Annotated in this window: 16 protein-coding genes; 5 read left to right on the top strand and 11 right to left on the bottom strand. The window is 71.7% G+C overall.

Features of this window, described 5'->3' with window-relative positions; genetic code table 11:
* Window positions 1-6: 6 nt before the first annotated feature.
* The 4 genes from AB0C66_RS22795 to AB0C66_RS22780 all read right to left on the bottom strand — a co-directional run bounded on the left by AB0C66_RS22795 (window position 7) and on the right by AB0C66_RS22780 (window position 4,336).
* Window positions 7-600 carry a TetR/AcrR family transcriptional regulator gene (locus AB0C66_RS22795; RefSeq protein WP_362441432.1) on the bottom strand — a complete coding sequence of 198 codons (594 nt, stop codon included), beginning with the start codon at window positions 598-600 and terminating at the stop codon, window positions 7-9.
* A gap of 21 nt (window positions 601-621) precedes the next feature.
* The gene (locus AB0C66_RS22790) at window positions 622-2,265 is read right to left on the bottom strand and encodes an AMP-binding protein (RefSeq protein WP_362441429.1); all 1,644 of its coding nucleotides are present in this window, start codon (window positions 2,263-2,265) and stop codon (window positions 622-624) included.
* Between the two features lie 98 nt (window positions 2,266-2,363).
* Window positions 2,364-3,146: an SDR family oxidoreductase gene (locus tag AB0C66_RS22785; RefSeq protein WP_362441426.1), complete on the bottom strand. Its 783-nt coding sequence runs from the start codon at window positions 3,144-3,146 to the stop codon at window positions 2,364-2,366.
* Window positions 3,147-3,337: 191 nt separating this feature from the next.
* Complete coding sequence (locus AB0C66_RS22780) at window positions 3,338-4,336, bottom strand: LysR family transcriptional regulator (protein WP_362441423.1); 999 nt, start codon at window positions 4,334-4,336, stop codon at window positions 3,338-3,340.
* Window positions 4,337-4,696: 360 nt separating this feature from the next.
* On the opposite strand from AB0C66_RS22780, the gene AB0C66_RS22775 reads away from it, so the two are divergent.
* Entirely contained in the window at window positions 4,697-5,989 is a 1,293-nt protein-coding gene (locus AB0C66_RS22775; protein WP_362441420.1) for a serine-threonine protein kinase, read from the top strand.
* A gap of 60 nt (window positions 5,990-6,049) precedes the next feature.
* On the opposite strand, the gene AB0C66_RS22770 is transcribed toward AB0C66_RS22775, so the two are convergent.
* On the bottom strand, window positions 6,050-8,869 hold the full coding sequence (locus AB0C66_RS22770; RefSeq protein ID WP_362441418.1) for a penicillin acylase family protein: 2,820 nt from the start codon (window positions 8,867-8,869) through the stop codon (window positions 6,050-6,052).
* Between the two features lie 213 nt (window positions 8,870-9,082).
* Between AB0C66_RS22770 and AB0C66_RS22765 the strand changes: the two genes are divergently transcribed.
* Together AB0C66_RS22765 and AB0C66_RS22760 are read left to right on the top strand one after the other, a co-directional pair.
* Window positions 9,083-9,697 carry a hypothetical protein gene (locus AB0C66_RS22765; RefSeq protein WP_362441415.1) on the top strand — a complete coding sequence of 205 codons (615 nt, stop codon included), beginning with the start codon at window positions 9,083-9,085 and terminating at the stop codon, window positions 9,695-9,697.
* A gap of 257 nt (window positions 9,698-9,954) precedes the next feature.
* The gene (locus AB0C66_RS22760; protein WP_362441412.1) at window positions 9,955-10,416 is read left to right on the top strand and encodes a MaoC family dehydratase; all 462 of its coding nucleotides are present in this window, start codon (window positions 9,955-9,957) and stop codon (window positions 10,414-10,416) included.
* Between the two features lie 25 nt (window positions 10,417-10,441).
* On the opposite strand, the gene AB0C66_RS22755 is transcribed toward AB0C66_RS22760, so the two are convergent.
* Both AB0C66_RS22755 and AB0C66_RS22750 read right to left on the bottom strand, forming a co-directional pair.
* Window positions 10,442-11,071 carry a TetR/AcrR family transcriptional regulator gene (locus AB0C66_RS22755; protein ID WP_362441409.1) on the bottom strand — a complete coding sequence of 210 codons (630 nt, stop codon included), beginning with the start codon at window positions 11,069-11,071 and terminating at the stop codon, window positions 10,442-10,444.
* Window positions 11,072-11,153: 82 nt separating this feature from the next.
* Window positions 11,154-12,305, bottom strand: a complete 1,152-nt coding sequence (locus AB0C66_RS22750; RefSeq protein WP_362441406.1) for an acyl-CoA dehydrogenase family protein — start codon at window positions 12,303-12,305, stop codon at window positions 11,154-11,156.
* An 81-nt stretch (window positions 12,306-12,386) separates the two neighbouring features.
* On the opposite strand from AB0C66_RS22750, the gene AB0C66_RS22745 reads away from it, so the two are divergent.
* Both AB0C66_RS22745 and AB0C66_RS22740 read left to right on the top strand, forming a co-directional pair.
* Window positions 12,387-13,031 carry a TetR/AcrR family transcriptional regulator C-terminal domain-containing protein gene (locus tag AB0C66_RS22745; protein WP_362441403.1) on the top strand — a complete coding sequence of 215 codons (645 nt, stop codon included), beginning with the start codon at window positions 12,387-12,389 and terminating at the stop codon, window positions 13,029-13,031.
* A gap of 31 nt (window positions 13,032-13,062) precedes the next feature.
* Entirely contained in the window at window positions 13,063-13,584 is a 522-nt protein-coding gene (locus AB0C66_RS22740; protein ID WP_362441400.1) for a DUF402 domain-containing protein, read from the top strand.
* A gap of 83 nt (window positions 13,585-13,667) precedes the next feature.
* On the opposite strand, the gene AB0C66_RS22735 is transcribed toward AB0C66_RS22740, so the two are convergent.
* From AB0C66_RS22735 to AB0C66_RS22720, 4 genes are all read right to left on the bottom strand, one after another.
* On the bottom strand, window positions 13,668-14,750 hold the full coding sequence (locus AB0C66_RS22735; protein WP_362441397.1) for a Zn-dependent alcohol dehydrogenase: 1,083 nt from the start codon (window positions 14,748-14,750) through the stop codon (window positions 13,668-13,670).
* A gap of 141 nt (window positions 14,751-14,891) precedes the next feature.
* Window positions 14,892-16,310, bottom strand: a complete 1,419-nt coding sequence (locus AB0C66_RS22730; RefSeq protein ID WP_362441395.1) for an aldehyde dehydrogenase family protein — start codon at window positions 16,308-16,310, stop codon at window positions 14,892-14,894.
* A gap of 444 nt (window positions 16,311-16,754) precedes the next feature.
* Window positions 16,755-17,921 (bottom strand): MFS transporter, encoded by a 1,167-nt coding sequence (locus AB0C66_RS22725; RefSeq protein ID WP_362441863.1) that lies wholly within the window; start codon window positions 17,919-17,921, stop codon window positions 16,755-16,757.
* 86 nt (window positions 17,922-18,007) lie between these two features.
* Window positions 18,008-19,474 carry a citrate:proton symporter gene (locus AB0C66_RS22720; RefSeq protein ID WP_362441392.1) on the bottom strand — a complete coding sequence of 489 codons (1,467 nt, stop codon included), beginning with the start codon at window positions 19,472-19,474 and terminating at the stop codon, window positions 18,008-18,010.
* Window positions 19,475-19,584: the final 110 nt, after the last annotated feature.

Genomic DNA, 19,584 nt, shown 5'->3' with positions numbered 1-19,584 from the left:
GGCCGGTCAGGGCCGCAGGGCGCGCAGCAGCAGGTCCGCCAGATGGTCGGCGACCTGCTGGGGGCTGAGCGGTCCGCCCGGGCGGTACCAGGTGCCCAGGTGGTGAACCGAGCCGAAGTGGTAGTCCACCACCAGATCGGCCGGGGTGTCCGAGCTGAACACCCCGGACCGCTGCCCCTCCTCGATCAGCGCGCGGAACCGCTCGTGGTAGCGGCGCCGCTCGGCACGCACCTGCTTGTGCTTCTCCGGGCTGAGGTGGTGCATCGACCGGAAGAAGATGGTGGCGTCGTCGAGGTTGTCGATGGTGGTGACGACCACGTCGGCCGCCGCGTCCCGCAGTCTGCGCTCCACCGGCGCGTCGGCGTCCGCGAAGGCGTCCAGCCGCTCCTGCTGGAGCCGCAGCACCCGGCTGTAGATCTCGTGGAGCAGATCGTCCTTGGAGCCGAAGTAGTGGTAGAGCGCGCCCTTGGTGACGCCCGCCGCCTCGACGATCTCCTGGACGGAGGTCCGGTCGAAGCCGCGCTCCGCGAACAGCCGGGTGGCAGCGGCCAGCAGCCGCTGCGGCACCGGCTGTCCGTCGCCGTCCGTCGCTTTCGCCATCGTCGCCACCCCGATCTCTCTTTATCCTCGCAGTTCCCGTCGGAGGATCTTGCCACTCGTCGTCTTCGGCAGCTCCGGCAGGATGTCCACCTCACGGGGGTACTTGTACGCCGCGAGCCGCTCCGCACAGTAGGCGGACAGCTCCTGCGGCGTGGCGTCGGCCCCCGGCCGCAGGCTGACGTACGCCTTGACGGTCTCCCCCCGGTACGCGTCGGGCTTGCCCACGACGGCCGCCTCGCGCACGGCCGGGTGAGTGTAGAGCACGTCCTCGACCTCGCGCGGCCACACCTTGAAGCCGGATGCGTTGATCATGTCCTTCTTGCGGTCGACGACGAAGAGCCAGCCGTCGGCGTTCATGAAGCCGATGTCGCCGGTGCGCAGTTCACCGTCGGGGACGGCGGCCGCGGTCGCCTCGGGGCGGCGCCAGTAGCCGGGCACCACCATCGGGCCGCTCACGACGATCTCGCCGGGTTCGCCGAAGGGCAGGTCCCTGCCCTCGTCATCCACGATACGGACGAGGGTGTCCGCTCCGGGGACACCGACCGCGAGGGTGCCGGAGACCGGGTCGACCGGGGCCCGGGTGCCGGGCGGAACGCTGGCGCACGGGGCGGTGCACTCGGTGAGCCCGTAGCCGTTGTGCAGATACGGCCCCAGATGGGACTGGAACCGCTCGACCAGCGCGGGCGGCAGCGGGGCGCCGCCGGAGGAGATGATCCGGAAGGACGCGAAGTGGTCGCGGCTGGCCTCGGGGTGGGCCATCAGTGCCATGAAGGCGGTGGACGGGCCGACGGTGTAGCGGGGGCGGTGCTCGGCGAAGGCGTCGAGCACCACTCCGGTCTCGAAGCGGTAGGCGAGCGCGAGGGTTCCGGCACCGGCGATGGAGGCGGAGAGCTGGCAGACCATCCCGGTGATATGGAACAGCGGCGCCATCGCGAAGATCGTCGAACCCGGGGGCAGCTCATGCAGCCGATGCTGCCGGTCGGCGTTGTAGGCGATGTTGCCGTGGGTGTTGACCGCCCCCTTGGGGGTGCCGCTGGTCCCGGAGGTGTAGCTGATCAGCGCGGTGTCATCGCGCTCCGGGTCGGGGACGGACGGCGGGCGGGCGCCCTCCCGCGCGACCACGAGCAGGTCATGGGTGTCCTCGGGGACGGGTATCCGCCCCTCGCGCAGCACCCGCTCGTCGTCCCGCGACTGGAGGTCATGGCCGTCGGCGGTCAGCGCGATGCGCACCGGGGAGTCGGCGGCGGTGTCCCGGACGTACTCCTCCCACGCGTGACGGGAGCAGACCAGGGCGGACACCTCGGCGTCGGTCAGCACATGCCGCAGTTCACCGCCCTTGTACATGGGGTTGACCGGTACCACGGCGCCGCCCGCCTTCCAGGCGCCGAGCAGCGCGAGGACGAACTGCGGGGTGTTCTGGAGCATGATCACGAACCGGTCGCCGGGCCGGAAGCCGCGTGCGGCGAGATGACCCGCGATGCCGTCGGAGAGTTCATCGACCTCCCGGTAGCTCAGCCGCCCGTCGAAGTAGGCGAGCGCGGGGTGGTCGGGGGCGGTGCGCACGGCGTCCCGGAAGGCGTGCAGCACGCTCGGCCGGGGCGATATCGTCTCGCGCTGTTTCGGGGTGAGCTGGGACAGCCAGGGCTGGTCCTGGTAGGTGGTCATGGGGAAGCGGCCCCTGTCGTGGGTGGGATGGGGGTGACGGTGCGGAACAGCCGATTCCGGGGGACGGACGGAACGGGGCAAAGCGGTACGTAAACGGGTCAGTCGACGGTCCGACCTGGCGGACGCTGCTCCTCGAGCGTCCGCTGCATCTGGTTCATACCGTCGAGCCACTTATCGGTGTCGGTGGCCCGAGCAGCGTAATAGCGCGCCACTTCGGGGTGCGGAAGGATCAGGAACCGCTCGTCCTCGATGCCCTTGAGGACGGCCTCGGCGACCTGCTCCGGCTCGATCGCGGTGGGCAGCAGCACCAGGTCACCCGCCGCCCCGGTGGCGTCCAGCATGTCGGTGCGGACACCCTGCGGACAGACGGCGTGCACGCCGATACCGCGGTGGCGGTAGGTGGCCGAGAGCCATTCGGCGAAGGAGAGCGCGGCGTGCTTGGTGACGCTGTACGGGGCCGAGCCGACCATGGTGAGCAGCCCGGCCGCGGACACGGTGGCCACGAACCGCCCGCTGCCCCGCTCCAGCCATTCGGGCAGCAGTGCGCGGGCCGCCCGGACATGGGCCATCACATTGACGTCCCAGGACCGCTCCCACAGCAGGTCATCGGCCTCGGGGCCGCCGCCGTGGGCGACCCCGGCGTTGGCACAGAAGACGTCGATGGCCCCGCCGAGCGCCTCCCGGGCCTCGGGCACCACGGCGGAGGCGTCGCCGGGGACGGCGGTCGCGCCGATCTCCCCGGCCACGGAGGCGGCCTTGGCGGCGTCGAGGTCGTTCACCACGACCCGGGCCCCCTCGGCGGCGAAACGGCGGGCCAGGGCGGCACCGATGCCCCCGCCCGCCCCGGTGACAACAACACGCGCTCCACGCACGGTACCCACGATCGGTCGCTCCTTCGGATCAGCACGGCAGGCTCGACTGCATCGGCAGACTAACCAGTCGGTATGTTGAAAAGGAAGGGGCCTCACCGGCCGCGAACCGATGTCAGGGAACGGATCCCGCCACGCTCGCGCCGACGGTCCCGGAGAGCGCCGGCGCGGACAGAGGCCCGCGGCGCACCGGACGGGCCCCGCTACAGGGCGGGCTTCTCCGGCCGGTCCTTGCGCATCACCCGTCGCCACCGGGCGTTCTCCCCGGCGAGCGCGCCCCACAGGACGTTCAGCGGATGGGCATCGTCCTGCGCGGCCCGCTCCCCGGCGCGGACGAACACCCCGACCAGCACCTCGAGCTCCGGCCCGATGTCGTCCTCCAGCTCCAGCGTCCGCAGCCCGGCACCGGCCTGGAGCCGTCCGTCGGCGACCGCCTCCCCGATGCCCTGGGTGACCAGCACACAGCCGCGCAGCACCCCCGAGGCCAGCAGCTCCAGCCCGTACTGCACGGTGTCGATCTCGGCCGCGATATGCAGCTCCTGGCGGTAGCGGCCACCGAACCAGCCGCGCAGAAAACCGGGGATCAGCCCGTCGGCCGAGACCGCGAGCGGCAGCTCCGGCAGCCGCCGCACCGGCATCGAGGGCCCCGGCAGCTCCTCGGGACCGAGGTTGGTGATCAGCGACAGACCGCTGCGCCGCCACTCCATCACCTCGAAGCCGTCGAGCCGCCCGTCGTGCCCCGCGCGGGTGAACACACTCCCGCAGACCAGGTCGAGCTCCTTGGAGTCCAGCCGCTCCAGCAGATCGCGGGTGCGGACATGCTCGACCTTGAGCTCCACGCCCCGGCGGCCGAAGTCCTCGGTCACCAACGCCACGGCGTTCAGCAGGAATCCGAGGGTGTAGCGGGTCGAGCCGACAACAAGACGGCCGCCGAGCCGGCGACGGCAGTCGTGCACGCTTTCCTGCCAGTCGCTCAGCGTGCCGCGCGCGAGCTCGGCCAGGCTCTCCCCGGTCGCGGTGAAAAGCACCTTCTGACTCCGCCCCCGCTTGAGCACCAGCGGCTCCCCGCACACCACCCCGAAGTTCCGGTTCAGCGTGTCGAGTTGCTTCTGCACACTGGACTGTTCCCTCCCCAGCAGCCGGGCGGCGCCCAGCGCGGTACCCGCCTCATGGACCGCGAGCAGTGTGCGGAGCTGGTCCATCGTGGTGTCCAGCAATGCCGCGGGAAACCGCCATCGATCATTGAGGGGCATTCCGGCCTTCCGGTGAGAGCGATCCGTCGCGCAATGACCGTTCCGCAGCATAGTGCAGCGCGAAGTGGCGAACTGATCTCGAGAACAGCCCCGCTATTCCGGAGATTCGCGGGCGGAATTCCACCATCCTCCTGGCGTGGGCGGGAGTCGGGGCGCGACCGGGGCGGCATTCCGCGAATTGCGCACCGCATTCCGGGTAAGGCGAACGGCTGGGCGATTGATCGACGCGCGCCGTAGGTCTGTCGTATGGTCATCGAACGGGGTGGTTGGGACGATGCACGCGGATCGGACCAGCCGAGAGGAACTGCCATGACGGGGATGAATGTGCGGCCGTACTGGGAGCTGAGATTCGATGCGGACGGGGATGTCGATGTCCGGGGGCGTGACCGGCTGACCGAGCAGGTGGCGCGGCAGGACCTCACCGATCTGGTGGTGTTCGCCCATGGGTGGAACAACGACCGTGCGATGGCCACCGGACTCTATGAGCACTTTTTCGCGCCCTTTCCCGGGTTGTCGGAGGAGGCCGAGGGGGTGCGGCTCGGCTGTGCCGGGGTGATGTGGCCGTCGATGCGGTTCACCGATGAGCCGGTGCCCGCGTTTCCGCGGAGCGCGGCGGCCGGGGCGGAGCCCGGACTCGACGACGGCACGCGCGCGGCGCTGGACGCGGTCTTCCCCGGGCGGGGGCAGATGGTGGCGCGGCTGGCCCAGTTGCTGGCCGAGCGGCCCGAACGGGGCTCGGCGCTGGACGAGTTCACGGTGCTGGTGCGCGGTCTGGCCCGGGTGCCCGAGGGGTCCGGCGCCGCGGGGTACGCACCGGATGTGGACGGGGACGAGCTCCCCGCGATGCTGGGCGAGGACGGGGCCGCCTACTGCGAGCTGTTCGCCACCGCGCTGGCCGGGGCCGAGGAGGGCGGTGCCGGGCCGCTGGCGGGCGGGCTCGGCGGATTGTGGGACGGGGCCCGGGAACTGCTGCGGCAGACCACGTACTACGCGATGAAGCGGCGCGCGGGCGTGGTCGGGCGGCACGGACTGGGCCCGGCGGTCGGCGCCGTGGCGGAGGAGCTGCCCGCGGTGCGGATCCATCTGGTGGGGCACAGCTTCGGCGGGCGGCTGGTGGCGTACGCGCTGGGCGGGCTGCCGGGGCGCACCACCGTGGCGTCGCTCACGCTGCTCCAGGGAGCCTTCTCGCACTACGCGTTCGCCGAGCGGCTGCCGCACGCCACCGGCCGCGGTGGTGCGCTGCGGGCCGACCGGGGGCGGGTGCGCGGGCCGCTGGTGTCCTGTCACTCACGCCATGACACGGCGCTGGGGGTGCTGTATCCGCTGGCGTCGCGGGCGAAGGGGGACGACGCCGCACTGCTGGGGCGCGGTGACGCCCGCTGGGGCGCGATGGGCCACAGCGGGATCCAGGCGGTGGACGGCTGCGTCCGGCTGGATCTGGCCGAGGCGCTCGAGGGGCCGTTCCCGGAGCGGGGCTGTGTGAGCGTGGATGTGTCGTCCGTCGTACGGCACGGCGGACCGCCCGCCGGTGCGCACAGCGACATCTGCCATGAGGAGCTGGCCCGGGTGGTGCTCGCGGCCGGGCGGATCGCCGGTCGCTGAAGCGCCCCCGGGCCGTGGGGCCCGGGGGCGAGGGATCGGCGGTGCGGTGGCGCCGGCGTCTCAGCGGTGTGCGGGGAACTCCACGACCTGCTGGTAGGTAGGCCGGTTCTGCCAGCCGATGGTGTCGTGGGTGATACCGCCGACCGCCCGGTGGATGATCGCGTCGGCGCACCACTGGTCGCCCGCCTTGCAGCCGGTGTCGCCGGGGTAGACCTCGGTGGCGCTCTTGGCGGCGGCCTGCTCGAGGGCGGTCAGCAGGGCGTCGCGGCAGCTGCCGAGGTCACCGCCGCCGCAGTAGGACGTGGCCAGCGGACCCTTGACGTCCTCGCCGAGCACCTTCCGCAGATCCTTGTCGACATAGGACCACCAGCCGTTCTGGAAGGAGGATCCGGCGTGCGATCCGGTCGGCCCGTGGCCCGCCGACGGTGCCTCGTCGATGGGCAGATTGCTCTTCAGGGCCTCGTAGAGCTCATCGCCCAGACCGGGTTTGAACGCGGACTCCACCAGAAGTGGCCACCACGCGTCCATGATCCGTACGGCGTCCGGATGACCGTAGGTGTGCGAACCGGGACTGGTCTCCTTGCGCTGCGCGCCCGCGCCGCGCCAGGACTCCAGCTGCTGGACGGCGGTGGCCGCCTTCGGATCGTCGATGGGCTGGGAGCGCAGCACCTTCAGCAGCTCGGGCAGCACATCCTCACCGCGCAGATCGGTGACGGCGGCCTCGGCCATCGCGCGGGTGAGCGCGGCGCGGGTGACCCCGCCCTTCTTGATCAGTTCGCGGACCCGGTCGTCGAGGAGGTTGCCGCGGTGCACCGAGCCGTTGCCGAACCCGGAGGCGGCGTAGTCCTTGGCCAGTTTGTTGTTCCAGCTGATGTAGTAGTCCTGGTCGATGGACTGGGGGTGTTCGGACGGCGGGGTGTAGGCGGCCGTGTTGTCGGTCGGATCGAACTCCCGCCACTCATAGGCCGGTTCGGCCTTCACCGGCAGCGAGGAGTCGATGTCCGCGGCGCGGGCGGGGTTGAGTCCGCTGTTGTAGTACGCGGTCTGCCGGGAGTCGGCGTAGAACCAGTTGAAGGTGTAGTTGATGTTCTGGGTGGCGGTCTGGAAGGACTTCGGATCCTTCACATGGCCGGGGTCGTTGAGCATCTGGAAGCCGATGATGGAGTCGGCCTCGTGGCGGTAGGTGGCGCGCAGCGAGGTGTAGGCCACGGGTTTGCCGCCGACCGTGGCGCGATGGGTCACCAGACCGTATTTGGTGCGGTACATCTGGAGCCGGTAGGAGCCCGCGGCGGTGGAGTCGGCCACGGTGGGCTTCCAGGCGTTGCGCCGCTCCAGCTTCTCCATCGGTACGCAGTCACCGTGGTAGCGGTAGTGGGTGGCGTCCTTGGTGGGGGTGCCGCCGTCCGGGGAGCACAGGTCGACCGCGTAGGTGTCGGTGATGTCCTGGCCGGAGGTGGTGGCGCTCCACGCGTAGTCCTGGCCGCGGCCGAGCTGGACGTACATCCCGACGCCCGCGAACGACGCGCCGCGCGCGCTGATCCCGGGGCCCTGGATCTCCTGGAGCATCAGCAGCTGTGGGGCGAAGTAGCCGGTCTGCGGGCCGAAGACGGCCACGGGATGGCCGCTGGCGGTGTACTTGCCGGACACCACGAGCGCGTTGGACATGCCCTTCTTGCGGCTGAACAGGTCGCGGGGCAGCACACCGTCGTCGTAGATGCCGCGCAGCTTCTCCAGCGAGCGCGGTGCCTTCACCTTGACGTGGTCCTTGGTGGCGGCGCCGCCCTCGCGGTCGTAGACGAGCTGTTCGGAGGTGACCGAACCCCGGTCGGGCATGGCCACGCCCTTGGCGTCGGCCGGTTTCCCGCCGTACGGGAAGCTCTTGCCGTCGTGGACGGTCTGGACGGCCTCGGGGTCGTTGCGCTGCCGGAAGGACTCCCACACCTCGGTGCCCTCGGCGAGGCCGTACTTCTGCTGGGCGGCGAGCAGCGAGAGCGCGCCCTGCACCTCACCGCCTCCGCCGTTGCCGAAGAGTGCGCCGACGACGGAGGCGAGGGCGATCAGATCGGTGAGCTTGAACGGCTGGATCTCGCCGGCGTTGGTGATCGCGTCGATATGGCCGGTGAGCACGTACTCACCGGGGAAGTAGCGGCCGTCCTTGGCCTTCTTGGCATAGGCGTTGATGCCGTCGATATACGCCTGGGCGTCGGCCAGCGCCTGCTTTCCGCGCTCTCCGCCGTGGGCCAGGATCGAGTCGATCTGGGCCTGGTAGTCCTCTTCCCGGTAGGGCGCCTGGCGGAAGAAGTCCTGTTCCAGACCCTGGTTGGCGGGGGCGCCACCAGCGAACGAGGTGAGTTCGCCGCGGCCGACGTGGCGGAAGAGGTCCATCAGCCACAGCCGGTCCTGGGCGGCGGCGTATCCGGCGCCGTACTCGGTGCCCTCGCGGGTGGTGCCCTGGATATGCGGGACGCCGGTCTTCTTGTCCCGGGTGATGGTGACGTCGTCGCGGGGCTTGGTCACCGACGCCACTTGGTCGGCGGGGACGCCGAAGGAGGAGTCGTTGAAGAAGCTGCTGAGCTTGGAGTCGGTGAGCGTGGGATAGCCCCCGGCCAGGTCGTTGTACGGGCCGAGCTGGTCGGTGCTGTGCGCGGGGTGGGTGCCGAACACCTTGTTGCCGAGGATCTCCACGAGGGTCGCGTTGCCGTTGGCCCCGGGCGGGAGGATGTCGGCGCACTGGCCCTGGCAGTAGTCGGTGGCCGCCGCCGGGGCGGCGGGGGCCGCCTGGGCCGGCTGTGGAAGCGGCGCCGCGAGTGCGGCGCCGAGGCCGAGGACGGCGGCCGCGGCTATCACGGTTCTGGTGAACGTGCCGGACCCTGGACGCATACTCGCTCCTCCCGGTTGCCGATGCGACGGAGGTTACCGGCGGTACAAGGCAGTCGGAAGATGAGCGGACGTCAACTTCACCGTGCATTCACGGTCATTGACGGCACGGATCGGCCTATTCGCCAACTTCCGGGGAATCCGATGGATCCGGATCGCGCTCCGTTACGTCCATTCCACAACGAGTCGGGTCCGCGATTGCGGAGGTGGTACGAAGTGGCAGGTTTCAGAGCACTCGCACGAGAGGTGCGCAATCCACACAGACACGTCACCGCGCGGCGCACCTCGCTGCGCAAATGCCTGGAACGGTTCGCGCCGTACGGGCACCGGGCGACCTGGCACCATCTGTGCACCAGGACGGGGATCGTCCCGGAGGACCGGGAACCCGAACCGCCCCGTCTGATCACGGCCCTCGATGAGCTCGAGGAGGCCCGCACCCTCTGGCTGGCGTACGAGGCGGACTTCGCCGCCCGGCGCCGCCAGGAGAAACACCTCGGCATCCGCCAGCCCGGCGTCATCGACGACTGGCATCTCCACACCTGGGGCGGCTGCGACATCATGCCCTGCGAGAGCCCCTCGACCCACCCCGAAGGCCCGCTCCCCGATGTGCTGGGCCGTTTGATATCGGCCATGGAGTCGGGGCCCGGTTCGGCCTGCCCGGTCTGCGGCCGGGAGGACCTGGTCTGGCGTGAGGACCTGGACCGCTATCCGTCGGCCGGACCGGTCTGCGGGGACTGCGGCATCGTGGTGCCGGTTCCGCTGCTGACCACCGAGGCGCTGTCGGCCGCGCGGCGCGCCCGGTGCGAGAGCCGACGGTACGCGACCGTGTGACCACCGACCGCCCCGGGACGCCCTGAGGCGTGCCCGCCGCGGAGGCCCGTGCCCCACGGGCCCGGCGGGCGCGCCATACCGTCCGGACCGCCGCGCGGGACCGGACCACCGGTGGAGCCCTGACCACCGGTGGAACCCTGACCACCGGTGGAGAAGGGACCGCCGGTGGGGAGAAGCACGCCGGGGTGCGTTGACACGGCGAAGGTCACCCGAGCATGCTGAGCAAGCGCTTAGTGAGCTGCCCGGGAGGCATCAGCATGGCAGAACCCAGGATCTTCACCTCCACCGATGAGCTGCGGTCGGCGATCGGCGAGGAACTCGGCCCCAGCGACTGGCTGGAGATCGACCAGAAGCGGATCGATCTGTTCGCCGACGCGACCGACGACCACCAGTGGATCCATGTGGACCCCGAGAAGGCGGCCCAGGGACCGTTCGGCACGACGATCGCGCACGGGTATCTCACCCTGTCCCTGCTGCCCGCGTTCACCCCGCGGCTGATGCGGGTCGACGGGATCCGGATGGGCATCAACTACGGCGTGAACAAGGTCCGCTTCCCCGCCCCCGTCCCGGTCGGCTCCCGGCTGCGGGCCACCGCGCGGATCGCCGACCTCACCGAGGTGACCGACGGCGTCCAGATGACGCTGGTGGTGACCCTCGAGCGGGAGGGCGGCGACAAGCCGGTCTGTGTGGCGGAGAGCGTCGTCCGCTACTACCCCTGACCGCGCCCCGTCCGGCGGGGGCCCGTCAGCGGGCCTCCGCTCCCACCATCCGCAGGACGAGTCCGGCGTAGAGCTCGCCGACCTCGTCCGGGGTGCTGCGGCCGCGGGCGTTGAACCAGCGCGCCACGTCGATGCACAGCGACAGCACCGCCACCGTGGCGCCGCGGACGTCCGGGATGTCGAACTCCCCCGACCGCACCCCGTCCTCGAGGATCGTCTGCACCGCGCCGTCCGTCGCCTTGCGGATGGCGATGACCTCGTCGTGGTGCTCCTCGCCCAGCGCGCCCAGTTCGTACTGGACCACCCGCGCGGTCGTGTGGTGCTCGGCGTGCCAGCGGACGAAGGCGCGTACGGCGTGGGCGAGCCGCTCGGCGGGGGTGCCGCCGGAGTCCCGGGCCTGCTCCACGATCTCCAGGGCGCGCTGATGGCCGACCTTGCTGATCTGGTAGAGCAGCTCTTCCTTGGTCTTGTAGTGGATATAGAGGGCGGCCGGACTCATCCCGGCGCGGCCCGCGATATCCCGGGTGGTGGTGGCGTGGTAGCCGCGCTCCGCGAAGGCGTGCACGGCGGCGGTCACCAGCCGCCGGGCCGCGTCCGGGCTGATGTCGCCCCACACCTCGGCCCCGCCCTCGCCCTTCTTCGGCTCCGCGTTCATGGCGGACACCCTACACGGAGAGTGAGCAAGCGCTTAGGGCGTGTGCGGCGGATCCCGGGGTGCGGTGGGCCGGGCCGTACGTTCAGAAGGCGGAGACACCGGTGAGGGCGCGGCCGATCAGCAGCTTCTGGATCTGGCTGGTGCCCTCGTAGAGGGTCATCACCCGGGCGTCCCGCAGCAGTTTGCCCACCGGGTACTCATCGATGTACCCGTAGCCGCCGAACACCTGGAGCGCGTTGTTGGCGCAGCGCACCGCCGCCTCGCTCGCGTAGAGCTTGGCCACCGAGGACTCGGTCGCGAACGGCAGCCCCCGGTCGATATGGTCCGCCACCCGCCAGGTCAGCAGCCGCGCGGCGGCCACATCCACCGCGATATCCGATATCAGCTCCTGGACCAGCTGGTGATGGGCGATGGTCCGGCCGAACTGCTCGCGCTCCCCCGCGTACCGCACCGCCGCGTCCAGCGCCGCCTGGGCGATGCCGACGCAGCCGGCGGCGACCGACATCCGCCCCTTGGCGAGCGCGGACATGGCCACCGAGAACCCCTTGCCCTCCGGGGCGATCCGCGCCGCGGCGGGCACCCGGACGTCCGCCAGGACCAGTTCGGCGGTGGCCTGGCCGCGCAGCCCCAGCTTGCCGTGGATCTCGCGGCGGACGAGGCCCGGGGTGCCGGTGGGCACCAGGAAGGCGCTGATCCCCCGGTGGCCGGGCTCGTCCCCGGTACGGGCGAAGAGCAGCACCACATCCGCCCAGGTGCCGTTGGTGATGAAGGTCTTGGTACCGCTGATCACATAGCTGTCGCCGTCCCGGACCGCGCGGGTGGTCAGTCGCGCCGCGTCCGAACCCGTCCCCGGTTCGGTGAGCCCGAAGCAGCCCACCGCCTCGCCGGAGCACAGCGGCGGCAGCCACTGGCGCTTCTGCTCCTCGCTGCCCCACGCGGCCACCGACTTGGCGACCAGGCCGAGGGAGACGGAGACGATGCCGCGCACCGAGGAGTCGCCGCGCCCCAGTTCCTCGGTGACCAGGACATAGGTGAGGTGGTCCCCGCCGCTGCCGCCGTACTCCTCGGGGACGGTGAGCCCCAGGAAGCCGAGGGCGCCCAGTTTGCCCACGACCGCCCGGTCCACCCGTTCGGCGCGGTCCCACTCGGCGGCGTACGGGGCGACGTCGCGTGCCACGAAGTCCCTTGCCAGCCGCCGCACCGCGGTCTGCTCCTCGGTGAGCGCGAGATCCATGGGCCACCTTTCCCGATGCTGCCGGACGAGGAATCCGGCGCGTTAATTAGCACTGCTAGTTTTCGCCGCGGAGCCTCTACTATGTGCCGCATGGCCCGTCCCCGCAAGCCCCTCCTCAGCCGCGAGCGCATCGTCGCGGTGGCCCTCGCGCTGGTGGACTCCGAAGGGCTCGCGGCCGTGTCCACCCGGCGCCTCGCCGCCGAACTCGGGGTCAGCGGACCGTCCCTGTACAACCACTTCACGACCAAGGACGAGATCCTGGACGCGGTCGCCGACACCGTCGTCTCCCAGGTCGACATCTCGATGTTCGAGAACGGCACGGACTGGCGTACGGCGCTGCTGGACTGGGGCCGCTCCTACCGCGCGGCGCTCACCGCCCACCCCCATATCGTGCCGTTCCTCGCCCAGGGGCCCGGCCGCCGCCCGGCCGGGCTGCGGATGGCGGACGCGGTCTTCGGCGGCATGGTGCGGGCGGGCTGGCCACCCGCGCACGCCACCCGGATCGGCGCCCTGATGCGCTATTTCGTCGCGGGATCGGCGCTGGGCTCGTTCGCGCGCGGCTTCGTCGACGACGCGGGCGCCTACGACCCGGCCGACTATCCGCATCTGGGCCAGGCGCATCTGCTGGCCGGACACCAGGAGCGGGTGGACGAGGGCGCGTTCGAGACGGGGCTGCGGGCGCTGGTGGCCGGGCTGGACCGGCTGTACGGCGAAAATCCCAGGTGAGGACGGGCCGGGGCGGACTAGGATCGGCTCCATGTCGGATCAGTTCGTCCAGGTCAACTACACGAAATACGACGGCACACTCCACTGGAACCTGCGGATGCGCAGACTGGGCGAGGACGAGCACGGCGTCTGGCTGGGCCTGCCCGGCGGCTCGGTGATGCGCAAGGGCCATGGCCCCGACGTCCCCCTCGACGTCGCCCATGTGCTGCTCTTCCCGCACGGTGCGTGGTGGACCGCCGCCTTCAACGCCGCACCACGGGACACCGAGGTGTACTGCGACATCACCACACCGCCCGAGTGGGTCTCCCCGGACGAGGTCACCATGGTGGACCTCGACCTGGATGTGGTGCGCAAGCGCACGGACGGGGCCACCCGCCTGGTGGACCAGGACGAGTTCGCCGAACACCGGGTGCGCTACGGGTATCCGGCCGAGGTCGTCGCGGAGGCCGAGGCGGCCGGGCAGTGGCTCCTGGACGCCGTCGCGCACGGCGCCCGGCCGTTCGGCGCGGAGCGCGAGCGCTGGCTCGGAATGGTGGACGGCGCCCCCGCGTAGCGCTGCGCGGCGGGGGCGGGGGCCGTGTGGACCGCCGCGGGGGTGGTCCCTGTGGTCCGGGGTGGGCCGGGGTGGCCGGCCCGTCAGAACATCACGAGCGCCCGCCCGCCGCGGCCACCGACCATCGCGTCGAACGCCCCGGGGATCCCCTCGAGTCCGATCCGCCCGGTCACCATCGCCGACAGATCGAGCCGCCCCGCGCGTACATGCTCGGCGAGCACCGGCAGATCGCGCGCCGGGTCGCTGTTGCCGTAGACGCAGCCCGAGAGCGTCCGGCCGAAGTAGAACAGCTCCAGGGCCGAGAAGGACACCTGCTGGTCCTTGCCGCCGATCCCGACGACGGTGGTCCGGCCGCCGCGCCGGGTGGCGGACCACGCGGTGCGGATGGTCTCCGCGCGGCCGACGCACTCGATGGCCACGTCCGCGCCGTGGCCGCCGGTGAGCGAGCGGATCCGCTTGGCGGTGTCCTCACCGGACAGCAGGAACTCGGTGGCGCCGCAGGCGCGGGCCAACTCCTCCTTCTCCGGGGAGACATCCACCGCCACCACCGTGCCCGCGCCCGCGATCCGCGCCGCCTGGAGCACCGCGAGCCCCACGCCGCCGACGCCGAAGACGGCGACCGACTCCCCGGCGCGCACCGCGGCGCTGTGGTGCACCGCGCCGTAGCCGGTGAGCACCGCACAGCCGAGCAGCGCGGCGTCGGCCAGCGGCACGCCGTCGGGCAGCGGGAGCACGGCGTGTGCGGGCACCACGGTCTCCTCGGCGAACGCGGCGGTGCCCAGACCCGGGTACAGCTCGTCGCCGCCGTCGGCCAGCTTGGCGTACGGCACGGTGGCGGCGGCGCCCGCGGCCGCGCACAGCCAGGGCTCGCCGAGGCCGCAGTAGTGGCACTTCCCGCAGGACGGGGCCCAGTTGAGGATGACCCGGTCGCCGGGTGCGACGCCGGTGACGCCCTCGCCCACGGCGCCGACGGTGCCCGAGCCCTCATGGCCGAGGACGGCCGGGACGGGCTGGCGCAGGGTGCCGTTGGACAGCGACAGGTCGGAATGGCACACCCCGGCCGCCGCCAGCCGCACCCGTACCTGCCCGGGTCCGGGGTCCGGCAGGTCGATCTCGGCGAGCCGGAGCGGGGCGCCGACGGCGGGGAGGACGGCGGCTCGGGTCATGGACGGGCTCCTTAGGGTGGGTCGTCGGCTGGTACGCGTACGGGTGGCTGTCGGCCGGGACGCGTCCCTCGGCTCGTACGTATCACGGAAGGCGGCGCGGGCGCCCCTCGCGGCTTGCGCGGCTTGCGCGGCTTGCGCGGATCAGAACTGGAGCGACTTGGTCTGGAGGTACTCCGCCAGCCCGTGGGTGCCCAGTTCGCGCCCGACGCCCGACTGCTTGTATCCGCCGAAGGGGGCGAGCGGGTTGAAGCGGCCGCCGTTGATGTCCACCTGGCCGGTGTCCATCCGGCGGGCGAAGGCCACCGCCGTGGCGTCGTCGGCCGCCCAGACCGCGCCCGCGAGACCGTAGACCGTGCCGTTGGCGATCCGCAGCGCCTCGTCCGCGTCCGTGTACCGGATCAGGGAGATGACCGGGCCGAAGATCTCCTCCTGGGCGATGGTCATGTCGGGGGTGACGTCCGCGAAGACCGTCGGGGCGATCCAGTACCCGGTCTCCCGGCCCTCCGGGGCCCGCGGGCCGCCGGTGACCAGCCGCGCGCCCTCCTCGATACCGCGCTCGATATAGCCGCGGACCCGGTCGCGCTGGGCGGCGCTGACGACGGGGCCGAGCCGGGTGGTCTCGTCGGCCGGGTCGCCGGGCGCGTACTTGGCGGCGGCGGCCGCGGCCAGCTCCACGGCCTCGTCGTAGCGGTCGGCGTCCACCAGCATCCTGGTCCAGGCGCTGCACGTCTGGCCGGAGTTGGCGAGTACGTTGGCCACTCCGATCTTGACGGCCTTGGTGAGATCGGCGCCGGGCAGGATCACATTGGCGGACTTACCGCCCAGTTCGAGGGCCACGCGCTTGACGGCCGCGCCCGCGGTGGCGCCGATCCGCCTGCCGACGGCGGTGGAGCCGGTGAAGGAGACCAGGTCCACGTCCTCGTGCGCGGCCAGGGCCTCGCCCGCGACCGGGCCGACCCCGGTGACCATGTTGAACACTCCGGCGGGCAGCCCCGCCGCGTCGACCGCCGCCGCGAAGAGCTGTGCCACCAGCGGGGTGTTCTCGGCGGGTTTGAGGACCACGGTGCATCCGGCGGCCAGGGCCGGTGCGACCTTGGCGACGATCTGGTGCAGCGGATAGTTCCACGGGGTGATCGCACCGACGACGCCCACCGGCTCCTGGAACACCGTGGAATTGCCGACCGTCTCCTCGAAGGCGTACGACTCGGCGAGCCGGGCGTACGAACCGGCCACGGTGATCGGCAGATCCGCGTGGACCGCGCGGGAGAAGGCCAGCGGCGCGCCGAGTTCGGCGGTGACGGTCGCCGCGATCTCCTCACGGCGCTCGGCCAGCGCGTCACGCAGCGCCGTGAGCCGGGCGGCCCGCTCCGCGGGCGGGGTGGCGGCCCAGCCGGGCAGGGCGGCACGCGCGGCCCGTACGGCACTGTCCACGTCCTCGGCCGTGCCCGCGGGCACGGCGGCGATGACCTGCTCGTCGGCCGGGTTCACGACCTCGATCGTCTCGGCACCGGCGGACGGCCGCCATGCCCCGTCGATGTACATCCCGTCATGGGCCTTCATCGCGCACTCCCGTGTCGGCACTTGCTGGCACCACACAAACTAGCGGCGGTAGTTTTCGCGCGACAGAGGGACCCCCACGTGCCCTTGGTCACCCCGGGCCGATGACTCCGCACCGGCCCGGCCGGAGGACTCGCCCCACCGGCCGGAGGTTTCCCTGGCCCGACCGCAGGACCCGCCGACCCGACGGACGGCTTCCCCTTCTGGGGCGCGGAAGCCACCGAGCGGACCGGTGGCGTCCCCCTCCTCCGGGGAGGTCCCGGCCCGACCGCAGGATTCCCCGGCCCCAATGAGGGCCTCCCGCACCTGGGTGGGCCCATCATCGACCGGTCCGGGGTTCACCTCCCGGCCGAAGGAGCCCCGGCCGCACCGGCGGCTGCCCTCCGAGGCCGGGAGCGCCACGGACCCGGGTCGGTGGCGTCACGGCTCCCCGCCGAAGCGATCGGCCTACCGGCCGGGGGACTCGCTGGGATGGCGGGTGGGCTTCGGCCCCGGGGTGGGGGTGTTGCCGGGGCGGGGGCGGGCTGCGATTGCCGCTGAGGCCAGGAGCAGGGCGCCCAGCATGACGAACGGGGCTGCCGTGCCCGCGAGTCCGGCCAGCAGACCTGCGGAGGCGGGCGCCGCGACCTGGCCGAGCCGGTTGCCGGTCAGCCGCAGGGCGAGCGCGGTGCTTCCGGCCCCGTCGGGGGCGGCCTGGACGACGGTGGTCATCGACAGCGGCTGGCCGACACCGAGGCAGAAGCCGAGCCCGGCCAGCAGTACACCGAGCGCCCAGGCGGGCAGCGGCAGGGCGATGCCCGCGCACAGCAGGGCCGCGCCCAGACAGCTGGCGGCCATCAGGGCGGTGCGCCCCAGCAGCCGGATCATCGGGGTGATGACCAGACGGCAGCCGACGGTGGCCGCGGCGCGCAGGCTCAGCAGCAGTCCGACGACCGAGGGCGAGATCCCGCGCTGTTCGCCGACGACCGGCAGATAAGCGGTGAGGACATCGGTCGCGGAGAGCACGGCGAGGCTGATGAAGATGCCGGAGCCGACCCCCCGGGTCGTCAGGATGGCGCGCACCGGCACCCGGTGTGCCTCCCCCGCCGCCACGGCCTCCGGCCGGGCGTCCCGGGCCCGGTGCTCGATCCGCCACAGCGCGGTGACCGAACAGGCCGCCACGGCGGCCGAGACCGCCAGCGCGGTGGCGCTGGTGCGGGCCATCGCGCCGTCGTGGCCGGAGACCACCAGACCGGCCGCGACGGGCCCGATGAGCTGGCCCAGCGAGGCGCCGATGGTGAAGTGGCCGAAGTTACGGTCCTGTTCGGCCGGGGCGCTCTGCCGGGCCACGATGGACTGGGCGCCGATCACGAACGCCAGATGGCCGAGGCCCATCACCCCGCTCCACGCGGCCATACCCGGCAGCGATCCGGCCGTCGCGCTGAAGGCGCAGCCGGTGGCGATCAGCGCGACACCGATGGGCAGCAGCGGGGCGCACCGCCCGTGGTCGGTACGGCGCCCCAGCGGTACCGCGGCGAACAGCGGCAACAGGGCGTAGATCCCCGCGATCACCCCGACCGCACGGGCGTCGGCGCCCAGCGCCAGGGCCCGGTAGGAGACGGCGGGCCGGGCCATGCTCACCGCCGCCTGTGCGAAGGAGAAGGCGATGACCAGGCGTAGCAGCCAGCCCCTGCCGGGCCGTGGAGGCGTCCTGTGCACGGTCAGATGATTCCGAAGACCAGTCCGGCGCCGAGCACCACCAGGGAGGTGAGCGCCGCCCACTTCACGGTGAAGCGGGTGTGGTCGCCGAACTCGACCTTGGCCATGCCGACGAGGACGTAGACGGCGGGCACCAGCGGGCTGGACATGTGCAGGGCCTGTCCGACGAGCGAGGCGCGGGCGATCTCCAGGGTGGAGACCCCGTGGGCGGCGCCGGCCTCGGCGAGGATGGGCACGATGCCGAAGTAGAAGCCGTCGTTGGACATGAAGTAGGTCAGCGGGATGGACAGCACACCGGTGACGATGGCCATATGCGGGCCCATGCCGTCGGGCACACCGTCGACCAGCCAGCGGGCCATGTGCTCGACCATCCCGGTGCCGGTGAGCACACCGGTGAAGACGGCGGCGGCGAAGACCATGCCGGAGACGTTGACGACGTTCTCGGCGTGGGCGGCGACCCGGGCCTTCTGGTCGTTCATATGGGGGAAGTTGACGGTGAGGGCGATGGCGGCGCCGAGCAGGAAGAGCACCGGGATCGGCATCGCCTCGGTGACCATCATGGTCAGCAGGCCCAGGGTGAGCGCCGCGTTGAACCAGTAGAGCTTGGGGCGCAGAGTGGGGCGGTTCGGGTCGAGCGCCTTGAACTCGTCGTTGTCGTCGGTGTTCCCGGTGCCGTCGGTGTTCTCGGTGCCGTCGGTGGTGTTCTCGGCGCTGCCGGTGGTGTTCTCGGCGCTGCCGGTGCCACCGGTGTTCCCGGCGCCCCCGGCGGCTCCCGGGGAACCGGCCTTCGTCCCGGCGCCCGCGCCGACGAGCATCTGCTCGGACTCCTCCACCGTCGTCGTGTCGAGCGACAGCAGCCCCAGCCGCCTGCGCTCGCGCAGACCGAGGGCGTAGGAGAGGGCGATGACGAAGACCAGCCCGACCGCGAGAGCGGGAATCATCGGCACGAAGATGTCGCTGGCGTCGACCTTGAGCGCGGCGGCGGCGCGGGCGGTCGGACCGCCCCAGGGCAGGGTGTTCATCACGCCGTTGGCCATGGCGGCGACACCGGTCATCACCACCAGGCTCATCTTCAGCCGCCGGTAGAGCGGGACCATCGCCGACACGGTGATCATGAACGTGGTGGAGCCGTCGCCGTCGAGCGAGACGACCGCCGCGAGCAGCGCCGTACCGACGACCACCCGCATCGGATCCGCCTTGCAGAACCGCAGGATGAGCCGGACGATCGGATCGAAGAGCCCGACGTCGATCATCACCCCGAAGTAGATGATGGCGAACATCAGCATCGCGGCCGTGGGCGCGAGCTCACCGACGCCGTCGAGGACGTAGTCCCCGAGATGCGCCGCCTTCCCGACGAGGACGCAGAACAGCGCCGGGATGAGCACCAGAGCACCCATCGGGGACATCTTCTTCATCATGATCAGGACGAGGAACGTCGCGATCATGACGAATCCGAGGACTGTCAGCATGGTGGCTACCTCACGTTCGCCGGTGAACTCCCCCAGATGTGGCGGTCGAGGCGACGTTAGGTGGCGCAACTTTGCGTTAACAAGGGCTTGACGCGTGAGCAATAAGCGCA

The sequence above is a fragment of the Streptomyces sp. NPDC048636 genome (assembly GCF_040650655.1).
Lineage (GTDB): Bacteria > Actinomycetota > Actinomycetes > Streptomycetales > Streptomycetaceae > Streptomyces.
The sequence above is the reverse complement of the archived record's forward strand: the minus strand, read 5'-3'. Positions and strand labels throughout refer to the sequence as shown.